Genomic DNA, 13887 nt, shown 5'->3' with positions numbered 1-13887 from the left:
CTCTCGCGATCGCGCTCGGCTGGCGAGTCGGGGCAGGAAGGGCGCGGAGGTACTCGCCGGACCGGGCATTCGAAGCCCGTCTCCGCGAGGGGCGTTAGCGTCGTCGGATGGCGAGCATCACGTACCCCGCGCCCCTTCGCGTCGGAGGCCGGGTGGAGGTGCCCGCGCCCTCGATGGGAGTCCCCGCGCACCTGCACGACCGGCTGCAGGACGCCGCGCGCCGACTCGGCTCGGCGGGATACGACGTCCGGGTCCGGCCGCACGCCCTCCTCGGCGGACTCGCTCCGGCGTCCGCCGCGGATCGGGCGGCCGACCTGCACGACGCCTTCCGGAGCGGGGACGCGGTCCTTCCTCCATGGGGCGGCGAGCTCGCCGTCGAGCTGCTGGAGAGGCTCGACTGGCACGCCCTCGCGGAGGCCCGGCCCTGGTTCGTCGGCTGGTCGGACGTCTCGACGCTGCTCCTGCCCCTGACGACGACGACCGGGCTCGCGACGATCCACGGCGCCAATCTGATGGACGAGCCGTGGGAGCTGCCGGTCGGGTTCCACCGCTGGACGGAGGTCGCCGGCCTCGAGCCCGGAGCCGCGTTCACGCAGCACGCCGCGCCGCGACGCCGGAGCCGTCCGTGGGGTGCGTGGGCGGACGAGCCGCTCGACCGCGATCGGGCCTACGAGGAGCCGACCCGCTGGCGCTCGCTCGACGGGTCAGCGGACGCGGCGATGTCCGGCCGCTTGATCGGCGGATGCCTCGAGACGGTGTCCCTGCTCGCGGGCACGCCCTACGGCGACGTTCCGGGCTTCGCTCGCCGGCACGCGCCGGAGGGCACCGTCGTCTACCTGGAGGCGGCCGGGTCCGACTCCGTCTCGGTGCTCCGGATGCTCACCTCCCTCCGCCTCGCGGGCTGGTTCGAGCAGGCGACCGGCGTCCTGATCGGCCGGACCGCGGGCGCGTCCCTGCCCGAGCTGAGCCAGGAGGACGCGGTGCGGCGCGCACTCGGCGATCTCAGCGTGCCGGTGATCCTCGACGTCGACACCGGGCACCAGCCGCCGCAGATGCCCCTGGTCAACGGCGCGCTCGCCGAGATCGCGCTGAGCGGGCCGACGGCCTCGATCACGCAGAGGCTCGTGCCCTGACGGCGCGTGCGGAGAGATCCCGTCGAGCAGTGCCGCCGCCTCGAGGCAAGGCCGCCGCCGCCCCGGCCCTCCTCCGCCCGCCGAGCGCAAGGCCGAGCGGCGGGGAGGCGCCGAGTGGTAGACCTGGGGGCATGAGCAACGACATCCGCGCACTCGCCGAGGGCGAGAGCTACCTCGCCTTCTTCCAGGGCGGGCCGTTCGACGGCCAGACCGAGAACCGCGTCAGCACCGAGGGAGGCTACGAGAAGGAGGTCGACGTCTACGCCGCCGTCGACGGCCAGGAGACGCACCTCGTCTACAACGCCGTCTCCGCGAAGGAGGTCGGCGAGGCGGTCCACGTGACCTACTCGATCGACACTCCCGACTCCGACCCGATCGAGGACCCGGAGGACCGTGGCGGCGGATTCCAGTAGTCCGCACCACTCTTCGGATGCCGCTCCGGCGTCGCGCTCAGCGCGGCCGGGGCGGCATCGGCATGTGAGGACGCGCCACTCCGGGGACGACGCCTCCCGCCGCTCCTAGGATGATGGTTCCTCACTGTCTCGGCCGATTCAGGTCCGCGTTCCTCGGGAGCCGCCGTGTCCGATCCGCTGATCCACCCGATGCCCCTCCGCGGCGACTCCGCCCGGCACTGGCTGCGGGCCCGCCACGCCGAGGCCGGGCCCGACCCCGCCCTCGCCGTCACTGGGCAGGAAGCGGCCGCCGAGGGCGTGCTCCTTCGCCGGATCTGGCACACGGCCGGCACGATCGACTTCCGCCCGAGCCCCCGCGCCGACCCGGGGTCGGTGGTGCTCCTGCTCCCGCTCGAGGGCGCGTTCACCGTCGCCAGTCGGGAGGAGCGCGAGTTCGTCGGCCGCGGCACCCTCGCGGTGCTGCCCGCCCGATCGGGAGCGACGATCAGCACGAGCGCTCCCAGCTCCCGGCTCGTCCTGGTCGTGCGGCCCTCGGGCGACGCGGATCCGCCCGCCGGCCTCACCGTGGTCTCCTCCCCCGCGGCACCGGTGCTGGTCGCCGCCGCGAACGCCGTGCTCGACGCCGGGCTGCCCCTGAGCGCTGGGCTGCACGCGGCGCTGCAGGGGCTCGCCGCGGCCGTCGTTGCGGACTGACGGGAGCTGTCAACCCTCCCCGCCCCGGCCATCCGCTCGCAGGGACGTCCTCGAACATCGAGTGACGCCGATCGTCGGCGCCGGAAGGAGCACTCGCCATGGCCGAGATCACCGCCCACCACGGACTCTTCAAGGACACGGACCTGCACGTCGACGACACCGGCGGATCGGGCCGCCCCGTGGTCCTCATCCACGGCTGGCCCCTCTCGGGCGAGTCGTGGAAGGAGCAGGTCCCCGCGTTCGCCGAGGCCGGCTACCGCGTCGTCACCTACGACCGCCGCGGCTTCGGGCGCAGCGACAAGCCGCTCACCGGCTACAGCTACGACACGCTCACCGAGGACCTGCACACCCTCCTCACCGAGCTCGACCTGCAGGACGTCACCCTGGTCGGCTTCTCGATGGGCGGCGGCGAGGTCGCCCGCTACTTCACGAAGTACGGCGCCGATCGCCTGCACAGCGTCGTCTTCGCCTCGGCCGTCCCGCCGTACCTGATGAAGACGGACGACAACCCGGACGGCCCGCTCGAGAAGGCGCAGGCCGCGCAGATGACCGCGGGCCTCACGAAGAGCGAGGACGACTTCTACGACCAGTTCACCACCGACTTCTTCTCGGTCGACGGCGTGCTGAAGGTGACGGAGGAGCAGCGCCAGGAGGCGATCGCTCTGGCGAAGCAGTCGGCCAAGCACGCCGCCCTCGCCTGCATGACGGCGTTCGCGACCACCGACTTCCGCGAGGACCTGCCCAACGTGTCGGTGCCCGCGCTCGTCATCCACGGCGACGGCGACGGCACGGTTCCGTTCGAGGGCTCCGGCGCCCGCACCCACGCGGCGATCCCCGGCTCCGAGCTGCACGTCGTCCACGGCGCCCCGCACGGAGTGACCGTGAGCCACCCGGAGGAGTGGAACCGCGTCGTCCTGGAGTTCCTCGCGAAGTAGCGGCGGCACTCCCGCATGCTGGTCGAGCAGCCCCGCAGGGGCGTATCGAGACCCGTCGCACGGACACGGATCTCGATACGCGCCCTGTGCGCTGCTCGATCAGCAGGAACCGGTCACCCACGCGTGATGCTCGCTCAGCAGGAGCCGGAGCCCCCGCGTCAGCCCTTCTCCGCGCCCTCGGTCGTGTTCATGATCCGCCGCTGGAAGACGAAGAACAGCACGGCCACCGGGATCGACATCAGCACCGCGGCCGCGAGCTGCAGCGGGTACTGGTTGCCGGTGCCCAGCTGCTGCCCGCTCTGGAGGCGGCGCTGCGCTGGCTCCGCGACGACGGCGACCCGGACGGCGACGGGTTCCTCGAGTACGTCGACACCACGGGGCACGGGCTCGCCAACCAGGGCTGGAAGGACTCGGGCGACTCGATCCAGTGGCGCGACGGCACGCTCGCCGAGGGTCCGATCGCGCTCTGCGAGGTGCAGGCCTACGCCCACGAGGCCATGGCAGGCGGAGCGGCGCTGCTCGAGCACCTCGGCCGCGACGGCTCGGAGTGGCGCGAGGCGGCGTCGACGCTGAAGGCGCGCTTCGCGGAGGCGTTCTGGATCGACGACGCCGACGGCGGCTACCCGGCGATCGCGCTCGACGCGGCCGGGCGCCCGGTCGACACGATCACCAGCAACCTCGGCCACCTCCTCGGCACCGGCATCCTCTCCCCCGAGCACGCCGCCCGGGTCGCCGAGCTGCTGGTCTCCCCCGGGCTCGACTCGGGCTTCGGCCTGCGCACCCTGGACACCGGCTCGGGCGGCTACTGGCCGCTGTCGTACCACGGCGGCTCCGTCTGGGCCCACGACACCGCGATCGCCGTCACCGGGCTCGCCCGGGAGGGCTTCGGGGCGGAGGCGACGACCCTCTCGCGCGGACTGATCGCCGCGGCCGAGAGCTTCGGCTACCGGATGCCCGAGCTGCACTCGGGCGACCCCGCCGCCGAGGTGCACGCGCCGGTGCCGTACCCGGCGGCCTGCCGACCGCAGGCCTGGTCGGCGGCCGCCTCCGTCGCCGTGCTGTCGGTGGCGCTGGGGCTCGCTCCCGGAGGCGACACCCTGGTCGTCGCGCCGCTCTCGCCCGCGCTCGCCGGGCGGATCCGCGTGGACGGGATCCGCTACCGCGGCTCGGTAGTGCCGGTGGACTGGGACGGCAGGATCTGAGGCGCCGCGCCGCTCAGGGCGGACCGGCTCAGATCAGGCCGGCTCAGGGCAGGCGCGCTCAGGGCAGACGCGCCACGACCGCGCGCGCGATGCGCCGGCCCGAGCGGTTCGCCCCGATGGTGGAGGCCGTCGGGCCGTAGCCGGCGAAGAAGACGCGCGGATCCGTCAGCGAGGCGCCGTCGGCGACCGCGATGCCGCCCTCGCGCTCGCGCAGCCCGAGTGGAGCGAGGTGGCGCAGCTCCGGCCGGAAGCCCGTCGCCCAGATGATCGCGTCGGCGCGCGTGAAGGAGCCGTCCGGCCAGCGCACGCCCTCCTCCTCGATCGACGAGAACATCCCCCGCTCGTGCAGGAGCCCGCGCTCGATCCCGGCGACCACCCGGCGGGTGCGCTGCACGCCCGTGCCGCCGACGATGCTCGGGAGGGGCAGCCCGGCGCGGGCGGCGCGGTCCTGCTCGGCCACCGCCTCCACCGCCGACTCCATCGCCAGCTGCTCGCCGTCGTGGTAGACCACCGGTCGCCGCGTCGCCCACGTCAGCGAGCGCGCCACCCGCTCGAGCTCCAGCAGGAAGCCGATCGCCGAGGTGCCGCCGCCGACCACGAGCACCTGCTTCCCGGCGAAGTCCTCGGCGCGGACGTACTCGGTCGGGTCGATCTGCACGCCGCGGAAGCGGTCGCGCCCGGGGTAGTGCGGGACGAAGGGCGATCCCCAGGTGCCGGTCGCGTTGACGAGCAGGCTCGCGCGCTCGACCGCGCGGTCGGACTCGACGACGAGCGGCGACCCCGTGTCGTGCGGCGTCGCACTCGTGACGCGCCGCACCGACTCCGGACGGCGGATCTCGAGACCGAGCTCCTCCTCGTAGCGACCGTAGTACTCGCGGACCACGTCCCGTGCCGGTCGCCGGTGATCGGCCGTGCGGAACGAGAACCCCATCCGCTCCATGCCCGGGAGATCGTGCACGCGGTGCGCGGAGCCGAGCCGCAGGGCCTCCCAGCGGAACTGCCAGGCCCCGCCGGGCTCCGGACCGCGGTCGAGGACGATCAGGTCGCGCCCGGGGACGAGGCCGAGACGGCGCAGGTAGTAGGCCACGGACAGACCCGCCTGGCCCGCGCCGATCACCACGACGGGACGCGGTGGGGCGACGCTGTCCACGGTGCTCCTGACGCGGTCGAGGATGGGCGGCCGTCCGGCAGATCGAGGCCCGGGGTGGCGTGTCCCCCGTCTGCTAAACTACCGCGTAGATTTCAACTTTCCCTGTCTGCTCTTTTCCCCAGCCGGCTCACTGCCCGTCTGGCCTGTCATCGTGAGGGGGTCACCCATGGGGCGCGGCCGTCAGAAGGCGAAGAACACCAAGATCGCCCGTGAGCTGAAGTCGTTCAGCCCGGCGGTCGATTACAGCGCGCTCGAGCGCGAGCTCAGCCACCCGGACGAGCCGGACTACTCGAAGTGGATCGACGCCGAGGACGACGGCGACGACACGGACCTCGTCGAGGAGCCGCACCAGAAGCGTGCGTGACTCCTCCCGTGAATCGGGGCCGCTCCCTCGGGGCGGCCCCGTTTCGCGTGCGGACGGGATCCGGCGGGTGAGGAACCCGACCTGGAGTGCAGGTCGCTCGGCTGAACACGTTCTCCCGCTTTCCGCCACTGAGTGCAGAATGTCGGTGCCCCCTGGGACACTGACCGGATGAGCACTTCCCCGCCCGCACGGCTGCCCGTGTGGCAGTCGGAGCGTCGCGGGAACGACCTCGACGAGGCGCGCGACTTCTACGCCGGCTCGTACAACGGCTCCGGCTTCCGGGCCGAGCGCTCGGTCGTGCCGTTCGCGTTCCGCTACACGACGACCGGGCCCGGGCCCGTGAGCCTCCACTCCGCCTCCTTCCTCGGCCGGGTGCGCGGCACGGTGGCCCCGAGCGACGTCTACGTCGCCCTCTGGCTGACCGCGGGGCGCGCCTCCCTCGACCTGGGGCGCGACGAGCACCGCCTCGTCGTCGGACGCCCGGCCATGTTCCCGAGCGGCCGGCCCTTCGGCTTCGAGGCCCTCGAGTACCGCGACGCGCTCGTGCACTTCGAGGCCGCCCACCTCGAGGCGATCGCCGCCGAGCTGCACGGCACCGAGCCCGGCCCGCTGCGGTTCGCCCCCGTGGCGCGCGACACGACCGCCTGGTGGGCCGCGATCCGGCTCCTGCGCGACACCCTCGCCTCCCCGCACACGCCCACCGTGCTGCAGCGCGACGGCGTCGCCCGCATCGCCGCGCTCGCCGCCCTGCAGACCTTCGCCCACCGCATCGCCCCGCTGCCGGCCGTGCCGCCCTCGGTCAGCGCGCGGCGCCTCCGCCGGGCCGTGGAGTTCGTGCAGGCCAACGCCGACCTGCCCCTCGGAGTGGCCGACATCGCCGACGCGGCCGGGCTCACGGTCCGCGGCGTGCAGCTGGCGTTCCAGCGCGCCTTCGGCGAGACCCCGCGGCACTACCTGCGCGACGTCCGCCTCGAGCGCGCGCACGAGGAGCTCTCGGCCGGATCGATCGGCTCGCTGGTGGTCGGCGACGTCGCCGCACGCTGGGGGTTCATCAGCGGCGGCCGCTTCGCCCAGCACTACGCGACGCGGTTCGGCGAGCTCCCGAGCGAGACCCTCCGGCGCTAGTCCCGCCGATCCCCGACGGCGGTTCCGCCGAGGGGCGTTCGGGCGTACTGTCCGAGGACCGCCCGCTGCCCCGCGGGCCGCGTCGATGGAGCCGCGAATGTTCGAACCCGGAGGATCCGCGCGGCCTGTCGCGCGGGTCGGCTACGTCACCGCCGCCCTGCTGGTCGGCGCGATCCTGGTGGGCGGCGCGGTCGGCGCCGCCGTCGCCCTGGTCCTCTACCTGCCCGGCGTCCTCGCCGCCGACGGACCGCCCGGGCTGGTGAGCTTCGGCCTGCTCATGGGAGCGGCCTCCGGCGCGGGCATCGGAGTCGTCGGAGGCGCGGGAGCGGTCGCCGGCATGGTCGCGGTGCGCGTCGCGAGCCGCCGCGACGGCCCGTTCGTGCTCGGCACCAGCGCGGGCGCCGGCCTCGGCGTGCTGGTCGCCTCCGCGAACCTGCTCGTCAGCCGCGACGCCCCGACCTGGGCGACCGCCCTGCTCGCCACCGCGGCCGCCTGCGCGCTCTGCGCGGCGGGCTCGTGGCTGCTGACCCGGCACGAGCACTCCTGGGAGCGCGCGCACGCCGTACCGCGCTGATCCGCGGCGCCTCCGGGGATCAGCCCGCGTAGGACCCGACCAGGCGGACCGCTCCGCCGTCGACGCCCTTCGCGCCCTGCTCGAAGCCCTCGAACCCGCGCGCGGCCGTCGAGACGCGGCCCGCGACCCACGACGGGACGCCCGAGCGCTCGAGGCGCGCGATCATGCCGTCGGCCGCCTCCGCCGCGACCACGGCGAACATGCCGATGCCGAGGTTCCAGGTGCCCTCGGTGCTCTCGAGCGTCGCGCCGGACATCCCGGCGAGCGCGCGGAACACGTCGGACGGGCTCCAGCTCGCCCGCTCGACCTCGACCCAGGAGCCGCGCGGCAGCACCCGGGCGAGGTTCGCCGCGATCCCGCCGCCGGTGACGTGGCTGATGGAGTGGACGGCCGGGCCGAGCTCGGCGTCGTCGAGCAGGTCGAGGAGGGGCCGGGTGTAGAGGCGGGTCGGCTCCAGCAGCACCTCGCCGACCACGCCGCCCAGCTCCTCGGAGCGGTCGGTGAAGCCGATGCCGCGCTCGGCGAGGATGTGGCGCACGAGCGAGTAGCCGTTCGAGTGCAGTCCGGAGGAGGCCATCGCCACCACGACGTCGCCGTCGCGCACGCGGTCGGCGCCGCGCACCTGGTCCGCCTCGATCGCGCCGACCGCCGCGCCCGCCACGTCGTAGTCGTCGGGTCCGAGCAGGCCCGGGTGCTCGGCCGTCTCGCCGCCGACGAGCGCGGTGCCCGTCTCGGAGCAGGCGCGCGCGATGCCGGCGACGATGTCGGCGATGCGGGCCGGGACCACCTTGCCGCACGCGATGTAGTCGGTCATGAAGAACGGGCGGGCGCCGACCACGACGATGTCGTCGACGACCATGCCGACGAGGTCCTGCCCGATGGTGTCGTGCTTGTCGATCGCCTGGGCGAGCGCGACCTTGGTGCCGACGCCGTCGGTCGAGGTGGCAAGGAGGGGGGCACGGAAGTCGCGGAGGAAGGAGACGTCGTACAGGCCCGCGAAGCCGCCGACCCCGCCGAGGACCCGGCTGTCGTGCGTCGCCGACACCGCCGACTTCATCAGCTCGACGGCGAGGTCCCCCGCCGCCGTGTCGACTCCTGCGCGGGCGTAGCTGCTCGTCTCATCACTCACGCGACGACCCTACCGACTGCCCTCTCCCGCCGCGGCGCGGATCCGGGTCCGCCTCGCCGGCAGCTCCCGCTCCGCGCCCGCGGTCACGCGTCCCAGGCCACGTAGTGCAGCTCGGCGCGGTCGCGGCTGCGGTGGAGGTCGAGGTAGGACCGGGCGATGACCTCGGCCGCCGCGTCCGGGTGGCCGCCGTCGATGAGGGCGGTGATCGCCACGTGGGCGGCGTAGACGCCCCGGGGCTCGAGCGCGGAGTGGAGGTTGAGGACCCAGTTCCGCAGGCCCGCGGCGGCGATGTTGATGTTCGCCAGCGCCGCGTGCGGGGAGACGGAGCCGCCGCCGGTGGTGACGAGGATCGTCCCGCTGCCGGCGGCGATCATGTCCGGAACCACCTCGCCGACGGCGCGGAGCGCGCCGCCGAGGTAGAAGTCGATCTGCGGCTGCAGGTTCTCGGGCGTGACGTCCAGGACGCCGACCGGGGTGAGAGCGGAGTCGGCGGGGGAGAACTCGAGGACGTCGATCGGACCGAGGTCGGCACGGATCGCCCGCAGCGCGGCGGTCAGGGTCTCGGGCTGCGCGATGTCGGCGGCGAACCCCGTCGCCTCGATGCCCTCCTCGGCGAGGCGGGCGGCCAGGCCGTCCAGCTTCTCCTGGTTCCGCGAGACGAGGGCGACGGTGAAGCCGGCCCGGCCGAAGACGCGGGCGATCTCGAGGCCGAGGCCGGGGCCCGCGCCGATGACGGTGAGAAGGGGCATGGGAGGTCCTGTCGTCGTGCGCCCCGGGGCGCGATGAGCGGGGCTGCTAAGTTGAGGTCAGCCTCAAGACTCATTGGACCATAAGTTGAGTGGCACCTCAAGATCATCGGGAGGATCGCGTGGACGAGCAGAAGGTCCTGCGCCGGGACGCGCAGCGGAACGTCGAGAAGCTGCACGCCGCCGCCCTCGAGGTCTTCGGCTCCCGCGGCCTCGCCGCCCCCCTCGAGGACATCGCCCGTCACGCCGGCGTGAGCATCGGCACCCTCTACAACCGCGTCGGCTCCCGTGAGGAGCTCATCGACGCCGTCGTCCCGGCCGTCGCCGGCGAGAAGCTGAAGGGCCTGACCGAGCGCGCTCTCGCCGAGCGGTCCTCCCGCGGACGCCTGGAGCGCTTCGTCTCCGGGATGATCGACCTCCAGCTGGAGGACCCCGCCCTCAACGACGCGATGCTGCGCCGCTTCCCCGACGCAGTCGCCCTCATCGAGGCCTGCGACCGCTCGATCGAGCTCGGCCGGGATCTCGTCGAGGCCGCCCACCGCGACGGATCCCTCTCCCCCGACTTCACCCACGACGACCTGATGGCCCTGCTCTGGATGGCGGGCACGACCAGCCGCGAGTCCGCGGCTCCGCAGGGCTGGCGCCGCGTCCTGGACCGCAGCCTCGCCGGAGCCTGGACGGCTCCGAGCAGCTGAGCGGCCGCGCGGCTCCCCGACCGACCGCCCGGCCGATCCGCCGGTCGACGCCGCCCTGAGCACCCCCACGACCACGGATCCGCCCACGGCGAACCATTAGGGGATGAGTCCCCCGCGTGCCAGGATGGACCGTCAAACCCCCCTGCTATCCCCTTGGGAGCCCCTCCGGCATGTGCGGAATCGTTGGGATCGTGTCCTCCGGACCGGTCAACCAGTCCATCTACGACAGCCTCTCCCTCCTGCAGCACCGCGGCCAGGACTCGACCGGCATCGCGACCGCCGACGGCAGCACCCTGCACATCAAGAAGGCCGCGGGACAGGTCCGCGAGGCGTTCCGCACCCGCGACATGCGCTCGCTGCTCGGATCCATGGGCCTCGGCCACGTGCGCTACGCGACGAAGGGCAACGCCGAGCGCGAGGAGGAGGCCCAGCCGTTCTACGTGAACGCGCCGTACGGCATCATCCTCGTTCACAACGGCAACCTCACGAACACGCGCGAGCTCACCGAGGAGCTCTTCCGCATCGACCGCCGCCACCTCAACACCACCTCCGACACGGAGCTGCTGGTCAACGTGCTGGCGAACGAGCTGCAGGCCTCGATGTCGGGCCGCGACCTCGACGCCGACGAGGTGTTCGACGCCGTCGCCCGCGTGCACGAGCGCGTCGAGGGCTCCTACGCCACCATCGCGCTGATCGCCGGCGTCGGGCTGCTGGCCTTCCGCGACCCCTTCGGCATCCGCCCGCTCATCGTCGGCCGCCGCAGCAACACCGGCGCGCCGGACGACTGGGTCGTCGCCTCCGAGTCGCTCGTGCTCGAGGCGCAGGGCTTCGAGATCGTCCGCGACGTCGCTCCCGGCGAGGCGGTCTTCATCACCCCCGACGGCCGGATGGCCAGCCGCCAGTGCGCGAAGGATCCGCGACTCATCCCGTGCTCGTTCGAGTACGTCTACCTCGCCCGCCCCGACTCCGTGATGTCCGGCATCTCGGTCTACGAGGCGCGCCTGCGCCTGGGCGACCGGCTCGCCGACACGATCGCGCAGTACACCCCGGGCGGAGCTATCGACGTCGTCATGCCGATCCCCGACTCCTCCCGCCCCGCCGCGATGCAGGTCGCGCAGAAGCTCGGGATCGAGTACCGCGAGGGCTTCTACAAGAACCGCTACGTCGGCCGGACGTTCATCATGCCCGGGCAGGCGGTCCGCAAGAAGTCGGTGCGTCAGAAGCTCAACGCGATGTCGAGCGAGTTCACGGGCAAGAACGTCCTGATCGTCGACGACTCGATCGTCCGCGGCACCACCTCCAAGGAGATCGTCGACATGGCCCGCGCGGCCGGCGCGAACACGGTCACCTTCGCGTCCGCCGCGCCTCCCGTGCGCTACCCGCACGTGTACGGGATCAACATGCCCTCGCGCCAGGAGCTCGTGGCCCACAACCGCCGCATCCCCGAGATCTCGGAGGCGATCGGCGCCGACCAGCTGATCTACCAGGAGGTCGCCGACATGAAGGCGGCGATCCTCGAGGGCTCGGACGTCACCGACCTCGAGACCAGCTGCTTCACCGGCGAGTACGTCACGGGCACCGTCACCCCGGAGTACCTCGACTGGGTGGAGCGCACGCAGCTGAGCTGAGCTCTGCACAGCGCCGGGCGCGGCGCAACGGGTGCCGCGGATCCGTGCGCCGCTCCATGATCGGAGGGTGCGCGGCCCCGCGCGCATGCACCCGAGGAGTCCCCCGTGATCTACCGAATCCTTCCGTTCCTGCTCACCTTCGTGGCCAAGAAGATCTCGAAGTCGCAGAAGGCCAAGCGCGCCGCCGCCAAGCGCCCGACGTCCAGCGCGAGCAGCAGCCGCCGCTCCTCGTCGCGCCGGGGACGCTGACGCCGCGGTCCCGTCCGCGAGCGCGAGCCGCGGGCGGGACCCTCAGCGCAGGGCGGAGTGCAGCGGCCGCAGGGCGGCCCGCCTCCGCCGGCTAGACCCGGTCGGACCCCGTCTGCGGGTGGTCCTCGTCGGACGTCGTCCGCGCGTCGGGCAGGGCCTCCTCGGCCACGGGCTCCTCGGCCGCGTCCTCGCGCTCGACGATCCGCTCGGCGGTGGTCCGGACGACCTTCCGGCCGACGACCCGGTCGAGCAGCACCACGACGAGCCCCGCGAGAGCGCCGAACAGCGTCACGAAGAGCAGCAGGCTGAAGCCGAAGACCTGCCCGCGGGAGAAGCCCTGCGTCTCGGGCAGCGCGAAGGTCAGCACGAAGGCCGCGATCGCTCCGAGCCCGACGCCGAGGGTCAGGATGCGCCAGACGCGCGGGGAGCGGCGGACGTCGACCTCTTCGCGGGTGACCTCGGGGCGGGCGGGATCGCTCATGCCTCCATTCTCCCCCGTGCGGGCGAGGGCACGGCACCGTGATCGCTCAGAGCGCGTGCACCAGCCGGCCCGCCTGCGCGCGCAGCTCGCGGACGACGGTGCGGACCGAGAGCCGCTCCGCCCGGTCCGGCCGCATCAGCGCGACGATGTGCCGCACGGAGCTCACCCCGCGGAGCGGCTTCACCACCACTCCCGCGCCGCCCGCCGTGTAACGCGGGAGCACCGCGATGCCCAGGCCCGCCGCGACGAACGCCTCCGTCACGCGGGTCGACGCGAAGCGCTGCTCCACCCGCACCGCCTCGCCGGACGCGGTCTCGATGTCCTGCATCACGCGCTCGAACGGGAACCCGTCCGGGACGCCGATCCAGGTCTCGCCGACCAGATCCGCCGCCGAGACCGTCGCCCGGTCCGCGAGGCGGTGCCCGGCCGGCAGGCCGATGTCGAGAGGCTCGATCATCAGCTCCGCCATCGCGAGGCCGCGGCCGGCCCAGGCGCTTCTGCCGGTGGGCGAGTGGGCGAGCACGATGTCGAAGTCGGCGGTCAGGTCGGCGAACTCGTCGGTGCCGGGGTCCGCGTCCTCGCACTGCACGACGAGTCCTTCGACGCTGCGGAGCGCGACCAGCGCGTTCGGGAGGAGCATCTGGCCCGCAGTGGGGAAGGTCGCGATGGTGACCTCGCCGATCGGGTTGTTCTTGAACGTCTGCCAGACGGCGTCGGCCCGCTCGAGCGCGATCGCGATCTCGGTGGCGCTCCGGGCGAGCTCGCGTCCCGCCGCCGTGAGCACCACGCCGCGGCCGGAGCGCTCGATCAGCGGCACGCCGGCCTCGCGCTCGAGCACCTTGAGCTGCTGCGAGACCGCGGAGGGCGTGCGGTGCGTCGCCTCCGCCACGGCCGTGATCGAGCGGCGCATCGAGAGCTCGCGGAGCAGTTCCAGCCGTCGCACGTCCATGTAGAGAAACTACACGTCAGGGCAAGAACAGTTCGATTGTCCTACGGAACACGGGGCCGGACACTGGACGTTGTACACAGCATCCCGGCGGATGGATCAGAAGCCGCCGCAACGAAAGGCAGAACACTCATGAGCATCGCAATCCTCGTCGTCCTCAGTGGCCTCGCCGCGTGGGGCACGGTGTCGACGGTGCTCGTCGCCAGCCGCGACGGCTACCGTCAGGTCCCCGCGCAGCACTGAGCCCCGCCGCTCCGCGACAGCACCTCATCGCGTTCCGACGCCGTCTCCCGACCGGGAGGCGGCGTTCTCGCGTCTCCGGGGGCTGCTGCCGCTCCTCGGGGAGCGCCCCCCCGCCACGGCTCCCGGGGGTCGACCATCGGCTCGCCCGCACACGACGACGGGCCCCCGACCGGAGTCGAGG

The 13887-nt window shown here is 73.3% G+C and carries 15 protein-coding genes and 2 pseudogenes; 11 read left to right on the top strand and 6 right to left on the bottom strand.

Annotated elements, in window-relative coordinates:
• Nucleotides 1-107 precede the first annotated feature (107 nt).
• The 4 genes from C5C63_RS11280 (at nt 108) to C5C63_RS11265 (ending at nt 3174) form a co-directional block, all read left to right on the top strand.
• On the top strand, nt 108-1133 hold the full coding sequence (locus tag C5C63_RS11280) for a S66 peptidase family protein (RefSeq protein WP_104326066.1): 1026 nt from the start codon (nt 108-110) through the stop codon (nt 1131-1133).
• Nucleotides 1134-1264: 131 nt separating this feature from the next.
• Nucleotides 1265-1546 (top strand): oligoribonuclease, encoded by a 282-nt coding sequence (locus C5C63_RS11275; RefSeq protein WP_104223758.1) that lies wholly within the window; start codon nt 1265-1267, stop codon nt 1544-1546.
• A gap of 165 nt (nt 1547-1711) precedes the next feature.
• The gene (locus C5C63_RS11270) at nt 1712-2239 is read left to right on the top strand and encodes a hypothetical protein (RefSeq protein ID WP_104267867.1); all 528 of its coding nucleotides are present in this window, start codon (nt 1712-1714) and stop codon (nt 2237-2239) included.
• Between the two features lie 98 nt (nt 2240-2337).
• Entirely contained in the window at nt 2338-3174 is an 837-nt protein-coding gene (locus C5C63_RS11265; protein ID WP_104223760.1) for an alpha/beta fold hydrolase, read from the top strand.
• Nucleotides 3175-3332: 158 nt separating this feature from the next.
• Here the strand turns inward: C5C63_RS11265 and C5C63_RS11260 are convergent.
• Nucleotides 3333-3479 (bottom strand): annotated as a pseudogene (locus C5C63_RS11260) (carbohydrate ABC transporter permease); the annotation flags it as partial.
• Here C5C63_RS11260 and C5C63_RS11255 point away from each other — a divergent pair.
• Nucleotides 3462-4376 (top strand): annotated as a pseudogene (locus tag C5C63_RS11255) (amylo-alpha-1,6-glucosidase); the annotation flags it as partial. The pseudogenes C5C63_RS11260 and C5C63_RS11255 overlap by 18 nt on opposite strands.
• A 58-nt stretch (nt 4377-4434) precedes the next feature.
• Here C5C63_RS11255 and C5C63_RS11250 read toward each other — a convergent pair.
• Nucleotides 4435-5526, bottom strand: coding sequence for an FAD-dependent oxidoreductase (locus C5C63_RS11250; RefSeq protein WP_104233838.1), 1092 nt, complete (start codon nt 5524-5526; stop codon nt 4435-4437).
• 166 nt (nt 5527-5692) lie between these two features.
• Here C5C63_RS11250 and C5C63_RS11245 point away from each other — a divergent pair, with 166 nt between their 5' ends.
• The 3 genes from C5C63_RS11245 (at nt 5693) to C5C63_RS11235 (ending at nt 7589) form a co-directional block, all read left to right on the top strand.
• Complete coding sequence (locus tag C5C63_RS11245) at nt 5693-5890, top strand: DUF3073 domain-containing protein (RefSeq protein ID WP_097167615.1); 198 nt, start codon at nt 5693-5695, stop codon at nt 5888-5890.
• Between the two features lie 168 nt (nt 5891-6058).
• Nucleotides 6059-7015 carry an AraC family transcriptional regulator gene (locus C5C63_RS11240; RefSeq protein ID WP_104328995.1) on the top strand — a complete coding sequence of 319 codons (957 nt, stop codon included), beginning with the start codon at nt 6059-6061 and terminating at the stop codon, nt 7013-7015.
• 97 nt (nt 7016-7112) lie between these two features.
• The gene (locus C5C63_RS11235) at nt 7113-7589 is read left to right on the top strand and encodes a hypothetical protein (RefSeq protein ID WP_104257887.1); all 477 of its coding nucleotides are present in this window, start codon (nt 7113-7115) and stop codon (nt 7587-7589) included.
• 19 nt (nt 7590-7608) lie between these two features.
• Here the strand turns inward: C5C63_RS11235 and purM are convergent, their stop codons facing one another.
• Nucleotides 7609-8718, bottom strand: a complete 1110-nt coding sequence (purM, locus tag C5C63_RS11230; protein ID WP_104292525.1) for a phosphoribosylformylglycinamidine cyclo-ligase — start codon at nt 8716-8718, stop codon at nt 7609-7611.
• A gap of 83 nt (nt 8719-8801) precedes the next feature.
• The gene (locus tag C5C63_RS11225; RefSeq protein WP_104256047.1) at nt 8802-9467 is read right to left on the bottom strand and encodes an SDR family NAD(P)-dependent oxidoreductase; all 666 of its coding nucleotides are present in this window, start codon (nt 9465-9467) and stop codon (nt 8802-8804) included.
• 119 nt (nt 9468-9586) lie between these two features.
• Between C5C63_RS11225 and C5C63_RS11220 the strand changes: the two genes are divergently transcribed.
• The 3 genes from C5C63_RS11220 (at nt 9587) to C5C63_RS17065 (ending at nt 12036) form a co-directional block, all read left to right on the top strand.
• Nucleotides 9587-10159 (top strand): TetR/AcrR family transcriptional regulator, encoded by a 573-nt coding sequence (locus tag C5C63_RS11220; RefSeq protein WP_104233833.1) that lies wholly within the window; start codon nt 9587-9589, stop codon nt 10157-10159.
• A 170-nt stretch (nt 10160-10329) separates the two neighbouring features.
• Entirely contained in the window at nt 10330-11787 is a 1458-nt protein-coding gene (gene purF / locus C5C63_RS11215) for an amidophosphoribosyltransferase (RefSeq protein WP_104292524.1), read from the top strand.
• Nucleotides 11788-11892: 105 nt separating this feature from the next.
• Nucleotides 11893-12036, top strand: a complete 144-nt coding sequence (locus C5C63_RS17065; RefSeq protein ID WP_181028791.1) for a hypothetical protein — start codon at nt 11893-11895, stop codon at nt 12034-12036.
• Between the two features lie 91 nt (nt 12037-12127).
• Here C5C63_RS17065 and C5C63_RS11210 read toward each other — a convergent pair whose 3' ends face one another.
• Both C5C63_RS11210 and C5C63_RS11205 read right to left on the bottom strand, forming a co-directional pair.
• Nucleotides 12128-12517: a hypothetical protein gene (locus tag C5C63_RS11210; RefSeq protein ID WP_104267871.1), complete on the bottom strand. Its 390-nt coding sequence runs from the start codon at nt 12515-12517 to the stop codon at nt 12128-12130.
• Between the two features lie 46 nt (nt 12518-12563).
• Complete coding sequence (locus C5C63_RS11205) at nt 12564-13466, bottom strand: LysR family transcriptional regulator (RefSeq protein WP_104292523.1); 903 nt, start codon at nt 13464-13466, stop codon at nt 12564-12566.
• Nucleotides 13467-13887 lie beyond the last annotated feature (421 nt).

Origin of the sequence: Rathayibacter sp. AY1B8 (assembly GCF_002932775.1) — a bacterium.
Taxonomy (GTDB): domain Bacteria; phylum Actinomycetota; class Actinomycetes; order Actinomycetales; family Microbacteriaceae; genus Rathayibacter.
The sequence above is the reverse complement of the archived record's forward strand: the minus strand, read 5'-3'. Positions and strand labels throughout refer to the sequence as shown.